General features: G+C 72.4%; 12 protein-coding genes and 1 pseudogene. 5 read left to right on the top strand and 8 right to left on the bottom strand.

Annotated features, from left to right (window positions below; translation table 11 throughout):
- Positions 1-231: 231 nt before the first annotated feature.
- Positions 232-2,070, bottom strand: a complete 1,839-nt coding sequence (locus tag ABZ693_RS34900) for an NHL domain-containing thioredoxin family protein (RefSeq protein WP_359885511.1) — start codon at positions 2,068-2,070, stop codon at positions 232-234.
- Positions 2,071-2,279: 209 nt separating this feature from the next.
- Here ABZ693_RS34900 and ABZ693_RS34905 point away from each other — a divergent pair, with 209 nt between their 5' ends.
- The 3 genes from ABZ693_RS34905 to ABZ693_RS34915 are packed head-to-tail and all read left to right on the top strand — an operon-like array spanning position 2,280 to position 5,322.
- Complete coding sequence (locus ABZ693_RS34905; RefSeq protein WP_359885512.1) at positions 2,280-4,040, top strand: hypothetical protein; 1,761 nt, start codon at positions 2,280-2,282, stop codon at positions 4,038-4,040.
- An 18-nt stretch (positions 4,041-4,058) separates the two neighbouring features.
- A complete protein-coding gene (locus ABZ693_RS34910; protein WP_359885513.1) occupies positions 4,059-4,814 on the top strand; it encodes a bestrophin-like domain in 756 nt (251 codons plus the stop codon).
- Positions 4,815-4,830: 16 nt separating this feature from the next.
- Complete coding sequence (locus ABZ693_RS34915) at positions 4,831-5,322, top strand: LURP-one-related/scramblase family protein (RefSeq protein ID WP_359885514.1); 492 nt, start codon at positions 4,831-4,833, stop codon at positions 5,320-5,322.
- 59 nt (positions 5,323-5,381) lie between these two features.
- Here the strand turns inward: ABZ693_RS34915 and ABZ693_RS34920 are convergent, their stop codons facing one another.
- Positions 5,382-6,176, bottom strand: a complete 795-nt coding sequence (locus ABZ693_RS34920) for a carbon-nitrogen family hydrolase (protein WP_359885515.1) — start codon at positions 6,174-6,176, stop codon at positions 5,382-5,384.
- A 183-nt stretch (positions 6,177-6,359) separates the two neighbouring features.
- On the opposite strand from ABZ693_RS34920, the gene ABZ693_RS34925 reads away from it, so the two are divergent.
- A complete protein-coding gene (locus ABZ693_RS34925) occupies positions 6,360-7,187 on the top strand; it encodes a maleylpyruvate isomerase family mycothiol-dependent enzyme (RefSeq protein ID WP_359885516.1) in 828 nt (275 codons plus the stop codon).
- A gap of 92 nt (positions 7,188-7,279) precedes the next feature.
- Here the strand turns inward: ABZ693_RS34925 and ABZ693_RS34930 are convergent, their stop codons facing one another.
- The 4 genes from ABZ693_RS34930 to ABZ693_RS34945 all read right to left on the bottom strand — a co-directional run bounded on the left by ABZ693_RS34930 (position 7,280) and on the right by ABZ693_RS34945 (position 12,998).
- On the bottom strand, positions 7,280-8,629 hold the full coding sequence (locus ABZ693_RS34930; RefSeq protein ID WP_359885517.1) for an MFS transporter: 1,350 nt from the start codon (positions 8,627-8,629) through the stop codon (positions 7,280-7,282).
- Positions 8,626-9,309, bottom strand: a complete 684-nt coding sequence (locus ABZ693_RS34935) for a GntR family transcriptional regulator (RefSeq protein WP_359885518.1) — start codon at positions 9,307-9,309, stop codon at positions 8,626-8,628. The genes ABZ693_RS34930 and ABZ693_RS34935 overlap by 4 nt, the downstream gene beginning before the upstream one ends.
- Before the next feature lie 260 nt (positions 9,310-9,569).
- Positions 9,570-10,661, bottom strand: a complete 1,092-nt coding sequence (locus ABZ693_RS34940; RefSeq protein ID WP_435842637.1) for a recombinase family protein — start codon at positions 10,659-10,661, stop codon at positions 9,570-9,572.
- Positions 10,662-11,060: 399 nt separating this feature from the next.
- Positions 11,061-12,998 (bottom strand): AfsR/SARP family transcriptional regulator, encoded by a 1,938-nt coding sequence (locus tag ABZ693_RS34945; protein ID WP_359885520.1) that lies wholly within the window; start codon positions 12,996-12,998, stop codon positions 11,061-11,063.
- A 112-nt stretch (positions 12,999-13,110) separates the two neighbouring features.
- Between ABZ693_RS34945 and ABZ693_RS34950 the strand changes: the two genes are divergently transcribed.
- Positions 13,111-13,989 (top strand): alpha/beta fold hydrolase, encoded by an 879-nt coding sequence (locus ABZ693_RS34950; protein WP_359885521.1) that lies wholly within the window; start codon positions 13,111-13,113, stop codon positions 13,987-13,989.
- Between the two features lie 150 nt (positions 13,990-14,139).
- Here the strand turns inward: ABZ693_RS34950 and ABZ693_RS34955 are convergent.
- A pseudogene (locus ABZ693_RS34955) lies at positions 14,140-16,541 on the bottom strand (Tn3 family transposase).
- Between the two features lie 292 nt (positions 16,542-16,833).
- Positions 16,834-17,037: 2-oxo acid dehydrogenase subunit E2 (locus tag ABZ693_RS34960; RefSeq protein WP_359885522.1), on the bottom strand; the 204-nt coding region annotated here is incomplete at its 5' end.

Here is a 17,037-nt window from a genome sequence, read left to right on the forward strand (position 1 = left end):
GACACACATGACGGCGATCTTCGCGGCTTCCTCAACCGCAGAGATCACCGCCAGCGCGTCACAAAGTGCAGCCGGTCAGTTACCCAACACTTTCTGAGCCCCGGCGGGCCGGAACGGCGCGGACCGGTCGGGGGGCCGGTCAGCCGTACCTCGGACGTCCCGTACCTCGGGCGTCCCCTCCCTCAGGCATCCCGTCCCCTCGGGCATCCGTCCCCTCGGGCGTGCCGTCCGTCAGCCGTCCATGCCGGCGAGGATCAGCGGAAGCCGGGCGGTCCCGGCGTCGGTGACCTTCACCGGAACACCCCAGTCCTGCTGGTGGACGTGACAGGCCGGGTACTCGTTCGCCGGGTCGTCGTCGCAGGACGCGGCCATCGCCGAGACGTGCAGGACGCCCTCGGTCAGCTCCGGGTTCAGTTCCAGGTCCCGGAACAGGTCGGTGCCCGTACCGTCGCCCGCGAGCAGCAGCCCGGGCGGCGTGGAGGAGACGAGCAGCCGGGTCGACGGACCGTACCGCTCGTCCAGCTTCTGGCCCTTCGGCGCCTGGAACACCACGTCGAGGCGGAGCCGGCCCGGGGCGACGTCGGTGGCCTCGCGGCGGGTGCGGTGGGCGACGGCCTCGACCCGTACCGCCTCCTCCGGCAGCCGCAGCCGGGTCAGCCGGTGCCGGGCCGACTCGACGACCACGACGTCCTCACCGATGACGACCGCGTCGCTCGGCTCGCGCAGATCCGTGGCCAGGGTGGTGACCTCGTCACTGGCCGGGTCGAAGCGGCGCAGCGCGTGGTTGTACGTGTCGCAGACGGCGACCGAACCGTCGGGCAGCGCGGTCACGCCCAGCGGGTGCTGGAACAGCGCCTGGCCGGCGGCGCCGTCGCGGTGGCCGAAGTCGAACAGGCCGGTGCCGACGGCGGTGTGGACCGTGTATCCGGTGCCCTCGGCGCCCTCGGTGTCGATGAAGCGCAGCGCGCTGGTCTCCGAGTCCGCGATCCACAGCCGGTCGGCGGTGGCGGCGAGCCCCGACGGCTGCGCGAACCACGCCTCGGCGGCGGGCCCGTCGACCAGGCCCTCGTTGGTGGTGCCGGCGGCGACCTCGACGGTGCGGGTCTCCGGGTCGTACGTCCAGATCTGGTGGACGCCGGCCATCGCGATCCACACCTTGCCCCGCCACCAGGCCACGTCCCACGGCGACGACAGGTCCACGTCCAGGGCCGGACCGGAGGTCGGCGAGCCCTGCCACCACTGGCGGCCGGTGCCCGCGATCCGCTCGACGGTGCCGGTCGCCGGGTCGAACAGCTTCAGCGCGTGGTGGACGGTGTCGGCGACGACGACCTGCCCGGACGGCAGCAGCGCGAGCCCCTGCGGCTCGCGGAACTCCCCGTCACCGTCGGTACCGATCCGCCGGACCACCGTCTCGCCGTCCTCGGCCAGCTCGACGAGCTGGTGGCGGGTGGTGTCGGAGACGAGCAGGTTCCCGGACGGCAGTACGACGGCCTTGCCGGGGAAGCGCAGATCGGTCGCGGCCGGCTCCGGCGGCACGTACGGCCCGTCGCCGCGCCGCAGCGTGCCCTTCGCCGCGTGCTCCGCCTCCAGCTCCTCCACCAGGGTCCGGATCGCGTTCGCGTGGCCCTCGCCCGCGTGCTGGGCGACGACGTACCCCTCGGGGTCGATGACGACGAGCGTCGGCCAGGCCCGTACGGCGTACTGCTTCCAGGTCGTCAGCTCCGGGTCGTCGAGCACGGGGTGGTGCACCTCGTAGCGCTCGACGGCGTCGACGACCGCCTGGTGGTCGGCCTCGTGCACGAACTTCGGCGAGTGGACGCCGACGATGACGAGCGTGTCCCGGTGCTTCTCCTCCAGCTCGCGCAGCTCGTCGAGGACGTGCAGGCAGTTAATACAACAAAATGTCCAAAAGTCGAGCAGAACGATCTTGCCGCGCAGGTCGGCGAGGGCCGGCTGATCCCCGCCGGTGTTGAGCCAGCCGCCCTTGCCGACGAGTTCGGGGGCGCGGACACGGACGCGGCGGGCGCCGGTGGACGGCGCGGAAGCGGGTGCTGGAGAGGCATCGTTCATTCTTCAAGCTTGCCATTCGGGCGTGAACGGCGGATCACGCGCGCACGGCGGAACGACCGGACGTCAGGGGGTCGCCCGGCGCCGGGAAACGGGTGAATGCGCGGGACCGGGTGGGGTGGGTCGCGCGTGTCGTGGCCGGGGTGGGCGGGGACCGGGCGCACAGCATGGCTGTGCGGCACGATCATCCGACTATTAGGCCGGGAGGCGTCATGCGGGTCACGCGGGGATCGTGCGCGACGCGCACGCCCCTCGCGGCCGTCGTCGCGCTGGCGTTCGTCCTCGCGCTGTGCCCGTGCCTGCCCGCGCACGCGGGCGGCGCCGGGGAGAACGCCCTCGAACTGACCGTCACCGTCGACACCGTCCCCGGAGTGCCCGGGCCCACGGTGCGGACGGGGGCGGCCGTCGTGAAGAAGTACCGGCTGGTCAACGGGGGCGAGGCCGATCTGTACGGGGTGACGGTCGCCGACGGCCAGGTGCCCGGCGGGGGGATCCGCTGCCCCGCCCGGACGCTCGCCGCGCTCGGCTCCTTCGTGTGCGCCGCCCGCTTCCCCGCCCGGGCCGGCGAGCACATCGGGACCGTCACCGCCCACGGCGACGTCCCGTCCCTGGGGCAGCGGCTCACCGCCACCGCGCGTGCCGGGTACGAGGGGATCGGCGGCGCGCTCGGCCTCGCGGAGACGGTACGGGTCACCGGGAACGAGGCGGTCGTCTCGTACACCGTCACCAACCGCGGCGACCGGACGGTGTACGGGCTCCGGCTCACCGACGCGGCCCTCGGCGCCGCCCCCGGCGCGATGCCGTGCGTGGAGGCGCTGGCGCCCGGGGTGTCCGCCGGGTGCGCGGCGACGGTACGGCGCGACCCCGGGTCGTACCGCAGCACCGGGCTCGTCACGGGCACCGACCGGATCACCACCCTCGCCGAGGACGGCGCCCGCGTCCCGGCCCCGCTCCTCACCGCCGAGGCCACCGCCACCTTCCGGGTGCCCGGCGGCGGCACCGCCCCGGGAACGGGAACGGGAACGGGAGCGGGAGCGGGCACCGGCGGGGGAGCGGGTGCGGGCGGAACGAGCGCGGGCGCGAGCGCGGGCGCGGGTACGGGTACGGGTACGGGTACGGGTACGGGCGCGGGTACGGGTACGGGTACGGGTACGGGCGCGGGTACGGGTACGGGCGCGGGTACGGGTACGACTCCGGGAGCGGGCGTCCCCCCGGCCCCGGGCACGGCCGCCGTCCCCGGGGCCGGACCGCCGGGCACGGCGGCGGCGACCGCGGGAGCGACCGCTGGGGCGGCCGCGGGCGCCACGGCGGGGGCCGCAGCGGGAGCTGGGGCAGCCGCAGGCGCGACCGCCGGGGCCGGTGCCGGGGCCACGGCGGGCGCCGGTGCCGGGGCCACGGCGGGGGCCGCAGCGGGTGCGGGCGCCGGAGCCGGGGCCGGTGCGCCCGGTGCCGCCGCTCTCTCGCGGGCCGCCACAGCCGCGGCCGCCGCCCTCGCCGCCGCTGCCGCCGAAGCGCTGACCGCCCCGCCCGGTACCGCCCCGCCCGGCGCGGCGGAGGGCCCGGCTCCGGAAGGCCTGGCCCCCGGAGCGGGCACCGGCGCGGGGACCGGGACCGGAGCCGAAGCCGGCGCCGCCTCAGGCACCGGGGCCGGGGCCGGAACAGGAGCCGGGGCCGGGGCCGGGACCGGGGCCGGGGCCGGGGCCGGGACCGGAACAGGAGCCGGGACCGGGGCCGGAACAGGCACAGCGGCCGGAACAGGCACCAGCGGTGGCACCGGGACCGAGCCCGGCACCGGAACCGCCCGTCCGCCCGGCGCACGCCCCCCGGCCGCCGCCGGAAGCGAGGAGGCGCTGCTGCCCCGCGTACGCCACCGCGCCCGTCAGCTCCCCCACCTCGGCATCGCCTGGATCCTGCTCCTGCTCCTCATCCCCGCCGCCGTCGCCGCCGCCCTGCTCGGCTCCCGCAACCTCTGAGCGACCCTGGGAGACCCCGTGGTTCTGACCGAAACGCTCGTCGTCGTCTTCGTCGTGTGCCTCGTCGCCGCGGTCGCCGTCTTCGCCAAGACCCGGCTGTTCCCGGTGAGGGAGGACGAGGAACCGCGCGAGGACGTCGCCGAGTACGTCGCGATGATGGTGTCGGTCCTCTACGCGCTCGTGCTCGGCCTGTGCCTCGTCTCCGTATGGGACAACTGCTCGGCGGCCCAGGACACCGTCCAGGCCGAGGCCAGCGCGCTGCACCAGACGTACCTGCTCGCCGACGCCTTCCCCACCGCCCAGAAGCAGGCCATGCGCAACGCCGCGACCACCTACGCCGCCCACGTCGTGCACGTCGAATGGCCGCTGATGGTCGAACGCGAACCCCTCGGCTCCTCGGGCTGGAACCTGCTGGCCCAGCTGCGCGACGCCAGTACGATCCGCGGCTCCACCAGCACCACCGGGCAGCAGATCACCTCGCAGGAGGTGACGGCGCAGCTCAGCAATGTCGACGACTCCCGCCGCAGCCGGGAGGCGGCGGCCCAGCAGAGCCTGTCGCCGGTGCTGTGGGCCGGGCTGATCATCGGCGGTGTGCTGACGCTGGCGTTCATGTTCCTCTTCGGGATCCAGCGCACCACCACCCATGTGGTGATGGTGATGGGCCTGTCCGGCTTCATCGCCTTCACCGTGCTGCTCATCCACCAGCTGGACGCGCCCTTCGGCGACCTGTTCGGCGCGAACCCGACCCCGTTGACCCGCTACTTCCCCGTCTGATGCCAGGGAGGCCCCCATGAAGTACTTGGTACGGGACAAGATCCTCGCCGTCGGCGACGACTACTGGATCGAGGACGAGTACGGCCGCCACGCCTTCCTCGTCGACGGCAAGGCGCTGCGACTGCGCGACACACTGGAACTGAAGGACCCCGACGGGCGGATCCTCGCCGTCCTGCGGCAGAAGATGCTGAGCCTGCGCGACGCGATGACCATCGAGCGCGACGACCGCGTGCTCGCCACCATCCGCCGCAAACGGCTCTCGCTGCTCCGCAACCACTTCCGGGTGACCCTCGTCGAGGGCACCGTCCTGGACGTCAGCGGCCGGATCCTGGACCGGGAGTTCACGGTCGAGTACGAGGGCGAACTCCTCGCCCACATCTCCCGCCAGTGGTTCCATGTGCGCGACACCTACGCCGTGAACGTGGTCCGCGAGGACGCCGATGCCGCCCTGCTCATCGCGATGGCGGTGTGCGTGATCCGGATGGCCGAACGGGAGCGGGAGCACTAGCGTTCGACACCGGCCCCGAGCCCCTGGTCTCCCAGCCTCCCAGTCTCCCGGGAACGGCCCTACAGCACCCGGTCCTTCAGCGCCGGGAACTGCTCCCGCGTCGACGCCACCTTCGCCGGGTCCAGGACGACCCTCAGCGTCTCCTCGCCGGGCCCGGCCTCCGCCAGGACCTCGCCCCACGGGTCGACGACGATCGAGTGGCCGGCCTGTTCGACGTCCGCGTGCGTGCCGGCGGTGCCACAGGCCAGTACGTACGCCTGGTTCTCGACCGCGCGCGCCTGCGCGAGCAGTGTCCAGTGCGCGCGGCGGCGGGCGGGCCAGCCGGCCGGGATCACGAACGCCTGCGCGCCGGCGTCGACCAGGCCGCGGAAGAGCTCGGGGAAGCGGAGGTCGTAGCAGGTCGCGACGCCGACGGTGAGCCGCGGCAGGTCGACGGTGACGAGGTCCTCGCCGGCCGCCATCAGCACGGCCTCGCCCTTGTCGAAGCCGAACCGGTGGATCTTCCGGTACGAGGCGACGAGTTCGCCGTCGGGGGAGAAGACGAGCGAGGTGTTGTAGAGGGAACCGGCCCCGTCGGCGGCGCCGTCCGGCACCCGCTCGACGAACGAGCCCGCGTGCAGCCACACTCCGGCGTCGCGCGCGGCGGCGGCCATGGCCTCGTACGTGGGACCCTTCAGCGGCTCGGCCTCGGCACCGAACGCCTCGTACGCGAAGGCACCGGTCGGCCACAGTTCCGGCAGGACCACGAGGTCGGCGACGCCCCGCTCCTCCCGCACCAGACGGGCCACGCGCGCCCGCCGGTCGTCGACTGGTTCGTCCGGGTCTACCGCGATCTGGATCAGCGAGGCGCGCACACTACCACCGTCCTGGCATTCGAGCCGTCAACACCGGCCTACGATCGTCACACGAAAGCACTGCCGGGGTGCCTCCGGGCAGCGTAACTTAGCGTCCAAGCCTCCCACGCCGTCATGCTTCCAGCCCGTTCCCCAGCCGCCCGCCACTTCAGCCCGCGCACCGAAGAACCGCCGAGGGGTCCCGTGACCGTCCATCCCAGCCTTCAGAACTACGCCGACGCCTGGACCCATGCCGTGGAGGCGATCGCCGAGCTGGTCAAGCCGCTCGTCGAGGGCGAGTGGAACCGTGCCACGCCCTGCCCGAGCTGGTCGGTGCGCGACATCGTCTCCCATGTCATCGGCATGGAGACCGAGATGCTGGGCGACCCGCGGCCGATCCACAGCCTGCCCCGCGACCTGTTCCACGTCCGGACGGACCACGCCCGGTACATGGAGATGCAGGTCGACGTGCGGCGGCACCACACCGCGCCGGAGATGACCTCGGAGCTGGAGTACATCCTGATCCGCCGGGCCCGGCAGCTGCGCAACGAGAACCGCGCCCCGGACACCCTGATCCCCGCCCCGCTGCGCGCCGAGCAGACGCTCGAAACGGCGTACCGGACGCGGGCCTTCGACTGCTGGGTGCACGAGCAGGACCTGCGCGCCGCGCTGGGCGTCCCCGGCAACCTGGACTCGCCCGGCGCGTACGTCGCGCGGGACGTGCTCCTGGAGGCGCTGCCGCGGGTGGTGGCCAAGGAGGCGGGCGCACCGGCGGGTTCGGCGGTGGTGGTCGACGTGACGGGGCCGGTGGAGTTCCTGCGGACGGTCCGGGTGAACGCCCAGGGCGAGGGGTCGATCGACGGAACGCCCTCGCTCGGCCCGGCGGTGACGCTGGCGACGGACTGGGAGACGTACGTCCGGCTGGCCTGCGGCCGGGTACGGGCGGCCGAGGTGGCCGACGCGGTCAAGGTCGAGGGTGACGAGGATCTGGCGCGGGCGATCCTGGAGCGCTTCGCGGTCACCCCGAACTGACGCGCGCTCGGGCGGACGAACGGAGCGAGCCCCCGCTTCCCCTTCGTGGGGGCGGGGGCTCGCTCATGCCGTACGTGCGGGGCCGCCGCGGCTCACGCCGGTACGTGCACGGCCTCCACGCGGCTCGCGACCAGGCGCTCCCGCTCGCGGCGGGTGGTGCGCGCCTTGAGGCGGACGATCTGGGTGACGCCCAGGGCCTGGAGGACGAACACCGAGGAGAACGCGATCCGGTAGTCGTCGCCGGTCGCGTCGAGCAGGACGCCGACGGCCAGAAGCGTCGTCATGGAGGCGATGAAACCACCCATGTTGACGATTCCGGAGGCCGTGCCCTGACGCTCCGGCGGGTTGGCGGGCCGGGCGAAGTCGAAGCCGATCATCGAGGCCGGGCCACAGGCGCCGAGGACCACGCACAGCACGATGAGCAGCCACATCGGCGCGTGGTCGCCCGGGTAGACGAGGGTGGCGGCCCACAGCACGGCGGTGGCGGCGACGGTGCCGAGCGCGAGGGGCGCGCGGGCGGCGTGGTGGCGGGCGATGATCTGGCCGTACGCGAGGCCGACGCTCATGTTGGACAGCACGACCAGGGTCAGCATCTCGCCCGCCGTGCCCCGGGACAGCCCCTGGTCCTCGACGAGGAACGGCATGCCCCAGAGCAGCAGGAACACCATCGCGGGGAACTGCGTGGTGAAGTGCACCCACATGCCGAGCCGGGTGCCGGGCTCGCGCCAGGAGTCGGCGATCTGACGGCGGATGAAGGCGGTGCCGCCGGCGCCCGCGGCCGGATGCGCGGGGCGCGCGGGAGCGGGCTCGTACCCCTCGGGGTGGTCCTTCAGGAACAGCAGGAGCAGCACGAGGACGACGACACCGGCGAGCGAACTGCCGACGAAGGTCTCGGTCCATCCCAGGCCGTGCAGGGTGCGGGAGAGGAAGATCGTCGAGACGAGGTTGCCCGCCATGCCGCACAGCGCGGCGATCTGGCCGATGAGCGGGCCGCGCCGGGCGGGGAACCAGCGGGCGCCGAGCCGCAGCACGCTGATGAACGTCATCGCGTCGCCGCTGCCGAGCAGCGCGCGCGAGCCGAGCGCCATGCCGTACGAGGGGGAGAGCGCGAAGCCCAGCTGGCCGAGGGTGTAGAGCACGACGCCGAGGGTCAGCACCTTCTTGGTGCCGAGGCGGTCGACCATGAGGCCGACGGGTATCTGCATGCCCGCGTAGACGAGCAGCTGGAGTATGGAGAAGGTGGACAGGGCCGAGGCGTTGACGTGGAAACGGTCGGCGGCGTCGAGACCGGCGACGCCCAGGGACGTACGGAAGATGACGGCGACGAAGTAGACGGCGACGCCGACGCCCCAGACCAGGACGGCGCGCCGGCCACCGGGCGGGTCGCCCGGCAGGGTGACGGCGCCGCCGTATCCGTTACGGCCGCGGTCGCGGCGGCTCACCGGGCGTCCCCGCGCACCAGGGCCTGGACCCGGCCGAGGTGGCGCCGGACGCACCGGGCGGCGCCCTCGGCGTCACCCGCCTTGATCCGCTCCAGGATCTCGTCGTGCTCGGTGATGTTCTGGGCGACGCGGTCGGGGTGGGCCTGCATCACGGCGACGCCCATCCGCAGCTGACGGTCGCGCAGCTGGTCGTAGAGGCGGGCGAGGATCTGGTTGCCGGCGTGCCGGACGATCTCGGCGTGGAAGCAGCGGTCGGTCACGGACACCTCGCCCAGGTCCCCGACCTCGGCGCGCCGCTTCTGCTCCTCAAGCAGCTCTTCGAGGCGGGTGATCAGCGCGGGCGGCGCGGGTACGGCCCGGCGCACGGCGAACTCCTCGACGAGCAGCCGGGTCTCGACGACGTCCGCGATCTCCTGAGCGGAGACGGCGAGCACCAGGGCGCCCTTCTTCGGGTAGAGCTTGAGCAGCCCCTCCATCTCCAGCTTCAGCAGCGCCTCGCGCACGGGCGTCCGCGACACCCCGACGGCCTGTGCCAGCTCCCCCTCGGTGAGCAGCGTCCCGCCCTCGTAGCGACGGTCCAGCACCGCCTGCTTGACGTGCGCGTACACACGATCGGCGGCGGGCGGCTGCTTGACGGGGGCGGACTCGGGGGCAGGGGCGGGAGCTGGGGCTGATGGCATGCGTACAGCTTAGATACAACAGGTCGACAAACAGGAACCCGTCCACGATGCGATACCAGGTGTGAGTAGTTGAGGTACAGGAAATCCCGGTGAGATTGATCTTGCCGCGATTCCCCTACTTCTGCCGAGGCTCGGGCGTGCTGGGCTCGGGTGCGGTCTCGCCTTCTTCGGGTTCGGGCCAGCGGCCGAAGGGTCCGTGTTCTCCGGGTCCGGTGGCGCCGAGGACGCCGGGCCCTTCCAACGGTGGGGCGGCACGGGGATTACTGGTCGTCTCCGTTCCGGGCCCGCGCGAGCAGCTGGGCCACCACGTAGTCGGTGCCGTCCTGAGCCTGGCGGGTGAGGTCGTCCAGCACGGTGTCGCCGTCGCGGACCTGGACAGTGAGCCGTTCCAGCAGCTCTGGGTCGGTGCCGCTGCCGGGGCCGGTGATGCGGGCACGGACCGGGCGGCGGGGCCCGATGACCTGCGCGTCGTCCGGTGAGGCGGCTTCCTCGGCCTCAGCGAGCGCTCGGTACAGCGAGGCGACCGAGGGGTGGCGTCCCGCGTTCTTGCCCGTCTTGATCGTGAGCTTCTTCGCGATGTCGGGGACGGGGACGCCCTTGTCCTTCAGTGCGACGGCGAAGGTGAGCATGTCGTCGTCGATGACCTTGGGGCGTCCGCCGTGATTGCCCTTGGCGGCGGCGGCCTGCTGGCCCTCCAGGGTCTTCTCCCGGATGTAGTTGCGGTCGAGCTGGGCGGCGACGGCGAGCACGGCGAAGAACATGGCGCCCATGCCGTTGGGGTCGTAGATCCCGGTGAGTGGGCCGGTGAGGAGTTCGAGCTGGACGCCGGCGTCCTGGAGCTGGCCGGACAGGATCATCAGCTCGGCAGCGTTGCGGGCCAGGCGCTTGAGTTCGTGGACGGTGAGAATGACCTCCTGGTCGGGGGCGGCCTCCTTGATGTCGTACGCGAGCTTGAGGGCATTCTCCAGCTCGGGGCGGGTCTTGATCCGGTTGGAGATCTTCTCGGAGAAGATCCGCTTGCAGATCGGTTCGAGCGCGGCGAGCTGGGAGGCGAGTTCCTGCTGGGCGGTCGAGCAGCGGGCGTAGCCGATCCGGATCGGCTTGGCCGCCGCGGCGGCCGGTGGCGCCTTGGCGGGCTGGCCCGCCTTCCAGGGCCGCCCCGGGCCGCGGTCCTCCGGCGTCGGCACCTCCAGCTCCTCGCGGAGCGCGGGCACGAGAATGAAGCGGGCGGTGTGGTACTTCGTTGCGCACTTCCCGCTCCGGGTGCGGCAGGCGCTGCCCGCCGGAGCCTCACATTTCGGACAGCCATTTCGTTCTACCGCGATTGCTGCTTGATCGGGCCTCAGATCCACCCGTACAGTCTGTCAGGACTATCTCGGACAACACGCCGGTTTTGAGAGGACTTCTGCGAACGGCGACCTGGGGATACGCGACAGACTCCGGGCCGTTCTCAGAACTCTCACATCTGGTCATTTATGCGAATCGCCGGGCGTCGCGCTTGTCATCACAGTTGCAGACGGCCCGCTGGCCCCCACGATGTGGTTGACAGCAGGGACCCCCATGGCTGTCGCTCAAATTGTCACAGCGCCCTGCGCGAACGCATACGGGCGATGGATCACCACGCGTGGCATCAAGACCGTCGCCGACCGCCTGGCGTCGGCGACGGATGCCCCTGAACGTCATGGCGACCTGATTCCGCCGGGGCCGTGGGGTGAGCGCGGACGGGCTCGGGGTTCGCGGATTGCGGTCGCTTACCCCGCTCCGGCGCATGCCTCCGCCTCTGCCAGGTACCGCGCCACCGGGCCCAGGGTCAGCATTCCGCTGGCGGCGCCGGCGTGTTCTGCACAGGCATCACGCAGGGCAGCCGCAGCGTGCGCGGCGATTCCGCGCTCGCCGAGGCGTACGGCGGCGCGGGCGGTCAGGCACCACATGGCCTCCTGCATGTGGTCACGCGGTGGTTCGGGCACCGCAGCGAGGGCGGTACGGGCCTCCTCGCCCCGGTCCTGGGCGAGCAGCACGAGGGGTCGCGTCCAGGGCCTGTACGGGCCCCAGTCGAGGTGCGGGTCGGTGGGCGCGGGCCGGTCGTGCAGCAGGCGCAGTCCCAGTAGGGCGAGCGGGAACAGGCCGCGGTGCAGCCCCGGCATTCCGGCTGTCCGGAGGGCGTCCTCGGCAGCGCGGTAGTGCGCTGCTGCCGTGGCGGCGGTCGGTCCGCCAGGTTCGGCGCTGCGGGCGGCCGTGGCACGGGCCCTGAACCACCCGGTGAGGACGGGGACGAGGGGCGCCTCGGTGGTGGCGGCGAGCTGGTCGGCTGCATTGGCGTGCGAGGTCGCGGCGTCGAGGTCGCCGAGGGCCGAGGCGGATTGCAGGCGGACGAGTCGGCCGAGTACGGCGAAGTTCGGCAGCTCGTGCCGGGTGGCCAGGTCGAGGATCTCGGCGCCGGTCCTGTCCCGTGCCGCCGCGAGCCCGGGGCGGGTGAAGGACTGCAGGAACACCCCGTTGAGGGCGAAGGCCAGCAGGGCGGGATCGGCCAGGTGCCGTGCCAATTCCTCTGCCTGTCGCGCCGCCTGCTGCGCGTGCTTCAGCTCGGTCCCGGACAGATCGGCGCTGCGGCTCTCGACGGCGACCGTGGCCAGGAGGCGGGCGCGCAGGTCGGCGGGGCCGCCTGGGCCAAGCCCGGTGAGCGTGCGCTCGGCAGCCGCGATGACGGCGCGGGACTGCTCGGGGTCGTCGGCACGGCTCCAGAGGGCGGGCACGTCGTAGGCGCCGATGGTCCGGGCGGTCAGAGAGAGGTCTCCCGTGCGTTCCGCCGCATGGATGGCGGCGAGGCGGTCGCGCCGGGAGTGGACGAGGGCGTCGCCACCCGCCAGCGCGAGGGTGCGGGCCAGATCCATGGTGGTGCGCGGGCCGAGCCGGACACCATGGCCGGTCCACGCGGTACGTGCTCCTTCTGGGGGCGCGGACCCGTTGAGGATGTCCGTCTCCAGGCGCTGAAGGTCGGCGCCGGGGTCGAGTCCGAGTTGGTCAACGAGCATCGCGCGGGCGCGGCGGAGGATGGCCAGTGCGTCGGCCTGGCGGCCCGCGCGGTACAGCGCGCGGGCAAGCAGCTCCCAGGCCGGCTCGCGCCACGGGTGTTCGGCGACATGGGCACCCAGTTCGGCGACGAGGTCGGCCCCTTCCCCGGAATCGAGGAGGATGCGGGCGCGCAGTTCCACCCCCTCCAACCTCAATTCCTCCAGTCGGGTCCGCTCGCGCTGCGCCCATGCGGAGCCGGTCACATCGGCGTAGGCGGGTCCGCGCCAGGTCGCGAGTGCCGCGTTGAGGTCGGTCACCGCGTCGGGGTTGCGGCGGGCTCGGGCCAGGGTGTCCTGGAACCGATGGACGTCCACGTCATCGCGCGGCAGGCGCAGCGCGTAGCCGGGACCTTCGGTGACGATTACGCGCGGCGGATTGCGGGGCGGCCGGTCGGGTTCGAGGGCGCGGCGCAACGTGGCGACGAACGTACGCAAAGCACCCACGGCGCGGGCCGGCGGATCGGTCCACAGGTCATCGACAAGGGTGTCGGTGGTGACCATCCGTCCCTCGGCGGCGACGAGCCGGGCAAGTACCTCACGATGGCGGGGTCCGCCCAGGTCAACCGGGCTGCCGTCGTCGCGGAGGGCCCGCACCACACCGAGCACGTCGATTCGCATGCCCCCATCCTCCGTGCCAGGGGCCGGCTGCGCCCAACCGTACTGATCGGCTGCTGATCGCCGTCGCCCAAGCTGATCCGGTCAAGTCCCCGACCCGAAAGGGTGGTCCCTCATGACGCTCACCATTCCCGGCTTCGATCACGTTCGCCTGCCCGGTGCGGACGGTGTGGAGCTGGCTGCAGCTGTCGGCGGCAGTGGTAGCCCGGTCGTGCTGTTGCACGGTTTTCCCCAGACCCACCTGATGTGGCGACACGTCGCCGAGCGGCTCGCCGACGAGCACACGGTGATCTGTCCTGACCTGCGGGGTTACGGCGCCAGCGACAAGCCGACGGCCACCGACCCCGATGTGTACGCCAAGCGCACCATGGCCGCCGACGTCGTGGCCCTGGCGGCGGCGCTCGGCCACGAGCGCTTTGCCCTCGTCGGCCACGACCGAGGCGCCCTGGTCGCCTTCCGGGCGGGGTTGGACCACCCTGAGACCATCACGCACCTGGGCATCCTCGACATCGTGCCGACGCTCGACATGTGGAACGTCCTGCATGGCGCCTCGGCGGCGGTCGGCTACCACCTATTCCTGATGGCGCAGCCGCCGGGCCTGCCGGAGGCGATGATCGCAGGCAGTGCGGACGCGTTCTTCGGCTCGTTCCTCGACGCCTGGGCCAACGACCCGACCACCATGCCCGAGGATGTGCGTGCCGAATACCTGCGCGCGAGCGCCGCGGCGGTGACGTCGATCGTCGCGGACTACCGGGCCTCGGCGGACATCGACGTCATGCACGACCAAGCGGACCTGGACGCCGGGTCGCAACTGGCCATGCCCGTGACGGTCGTCCAGCAGGACTGGGGCGCGCAGCTGGGCTACGACGCTGCCGGCGTGTGGAAGGCGTGGGCGCCGGACCTGGACCACCGGCTGACCCGCGCCGGGCACTTCATGGCCGAAGACGCACCCGACGAGATCGCGGCGGCGATCCAGGGCCTGCTGGCCCGCTGAGCCTCCTGCTCTCGACTCGTCGGCTGGGCCACGTCGGTCGGCGCTAGGTTTTCGGCGATCAGCATTCTTTTCTTGCGCTGGGTACCAGGCGGTGCCGCCCGGCCTGCACGGGGTACAACGAACGGCCTGACGTCTCGGGTGCGCTGGCGGTCAGTCCTCTTCCTCGTCGTCCTCGGCCGTGGGGTCGCGGAAGGGGCGCAAGCCCTGGCCGGGGCCGCTGGCGGTGATGTTGAACAGGTAGCGGCCCAGGAAGTTGATGTGCCGGTCCTTGAGTGGGGAGAGGCGAGCTGCGTCCTCGTCCTTGATGTCGTGGCCCTCGGCGCGGAGCCGGGCGACAGCCGCGTCCAAGTAGCGGGTGTTCCAGAGCACGACGGCGTTGAGGACGAGACCCAGACTGGCCGGCTGGTCCTCCTGTCCCTCGCGGTACGCCTGCCGAATCTGGCCTCGGCCGCCGTGGCAGATCGCGCGGGCGAGACGGTGCCGGGACTCCTGCACGGTCAGCTGCCGGTTCATCAGCCGCCGGTAGGTGTCGTCGACCGGGTCGACCAGGGCGAGCAGATGCATGGTCTTGTCGATCCGCCCGCGAGGGGCCGGTGTTGATGCTCTTGACGGGGACGACGAAGCGCAGGCCGTCGACGGAGGCGAGCAGCCCGCCGCCCCACATCTGGGCCAGCTCGATACGGGACTGGGCGGTGATGAGCGCGGCGTTCGCCGCGGCGATGGTGTCGGCGCGCACGTAGTTCTGGTCGACGTGGGACAGGCGCGAGCGGGTCAGCGCCTGCGCCGCTCGGAGACGTGGCCGAAGGCGTCGAGGAACCCGGTCCAGGAGTGGACCTCGAACAGCAGGTCCGGCAGCTCGATCCTGGGGAGCATGGCCTCCGTGGTGTTCTTCAGCCAGGTCAACGACTCGGGCTCGCCCACGGCGCCGAGCTTGTCCACCGACAACTTGGCCCTGCCGCCGCCCTCGGGGACGACGATCTCCACCTTCGCGTCGTCGCCGGCCTCCTGAAGGCGGTCGGCCATCTGCCGCCACGCCGCATCGAGTCCTCGCGTGAGCTGGGCCAGGTGCTCGCCTGCTTCCTCGGTCAGGGACAGGCCCGCGAGCACGTCCGTGCGCATCGCCTCCCACCGCGGCCCGTCCAGCAGCCGGGCGCGCGGGTCGGCCCACCGGTTCGACGGCGAGGCGAAACCGTCGCGCCGGTTCAGCGCGCGGTGCAGCTGCTCCAGCACGCACACCACGTACGCGTCGCGGTCGACCGCGCCCTGCGGCAGCTTGGCGTTGGAGAACACCGCCCGCTTCCACATCGCGGGCACCAGCTCGGCGTCGACCTCGCGGGGCAGCAGCGGTCGGTCCTTGACCCGGCGCCGCGACAGGGCGGGCAGGCGGCGCACCGCCTTGAGGATGCGCCGTCCGGCAGGGGCGGCGCTCAGCGCGTCCGGCTCGCCCAACAGCGACAGGAAGGGGCGCACGGTGTTGTAGCGCAGGGCCAGCTTCTCGCGCATCGCCGCCTCGGCCGGCCCGTCGTCCTCAGGCAAGGGCCTCCACGGTCGCGACCGCCCCGGACACCGCCGTACGCGGCACGGTCTCCTCCACCGCCGCCCACAGCCCGGCCACGTCCAGATCCGTGCCCGCCTCGGCAACCAGGTCCAGTTCCTCGGTCAGGATCTTCGACGCCTTCGCCAGGATGCGCGCCGCCTTCTCCAGCTGCGGCAGCATCGCCGGCCGGTCCCGGTCCGACGCCCGCCGCGCCGGGCTGATCAGCCGGTTCGCCATCAGCACCGCGAACAGGTCCAGCGCGTCATCGACCGCCTGCGCCTCCAGCTGGCGCACCACCGCCGTCAGCAGCGCGGTGCGCCGCGGCTCCGGCGCCCGCTCGATCGTCTGCGCCTTGCTCAGCTGCCCGTACCGGGCCAGCGTGGACAGCCGGTTCACCGGCAGCCGGGACAGGTTTACCCGCCCCAGCGCGAACGCCGAGATCCCCTCCACCCGCTCCATGGCCCGCACCATCGCCGTACCCGTCGACTTCGTCGGCGGAATACGCAGCCGCTCCAGCTCCGAGACCCGCTTGCCCTCCGGCACCACCAGCAGCTGAGCCAGCGCCGACGCGAGCGCGGGATCGGCCCGGGACGCGGCGCGGGCCACCGCCTCGTACAGGCGCCGCTCGGCAACCGTCCGGGCCTCCGACACCTGCCGGGCCAGCACCGAAACTCCGGGCAGCAGCACCCGGTTCTTCCGCAGCCACGTCACCGCGTGGTTGAACAGCGCCACCGGCCCCTCGGCGTGCGTCCGCGATGCCGAGCTGCCCGGCCAGATACTCCACGGCCTCCCACGGCACCGCGAGCGGGTCCTCACCCAGGAACCGGCCGATGTAGCGGACCGTGCAGATCTGCAAGGCCATGCCCAGGCGATGTGCGTCCGTACGACGCAGGGCGATCAGGTCGCGGTCGTCATCGTCGAGGAAGAAGAACCGCTCCAGCTCCGGTCGCGTGGGCACCTCGGTGAACGTCCCGTACGCCTCGGCCTGCTCATCAGTTAAAAATTCCACCGGCATGCGGCGGATGCTAGCCATGCCCCAGCAGCGATAGAGGATCTTCCTCCGAACCCCCGCACCAGGCCGATCGCGCGTGCTAGACGACCATGATCGTTCTCACCGGGATTTCCTGTACCTCATCTACTCACACCCGGATACGTGGACGGGTCCCCCGGTCGCGGGAAAGGGCCGCTCCCGACGACAACGCGCCCGGTCGGGGGCGGAATCCGTCCCCGACCGGGCGCGTGTTTCACGTGAAACAGGCCGAATCGCCCTCACTCGCGCGACTCGGCCGACTCGTCCAACCCGGGCGTCAGCCCCAGGTGATGAGTCGCTTGGGCTGTTCCAGGATCGCGGCGATGTCGGCGAGGAACCGGGAGCCGAGTTCGCCGTCGACGAGGCGGTGGTCGAAGGACAGCGCGAGGGTGGTGACCTGGCGCGGCTTCACCTTGCCCTTGTGGACCCAGGGCTGGAGCTTGATCGCACCGACCGCGAGGATCGCGGACTCGCCCGGGTT

Source organism: Streptomyces laurentii (assembly GCF_040635425.1).
Lineage (GTDB): Bacteria > Actinomycetota > Actinomycetes > Streptomycetales > Streptomycetaceae > Streptomyces > Streptomyces laurentii.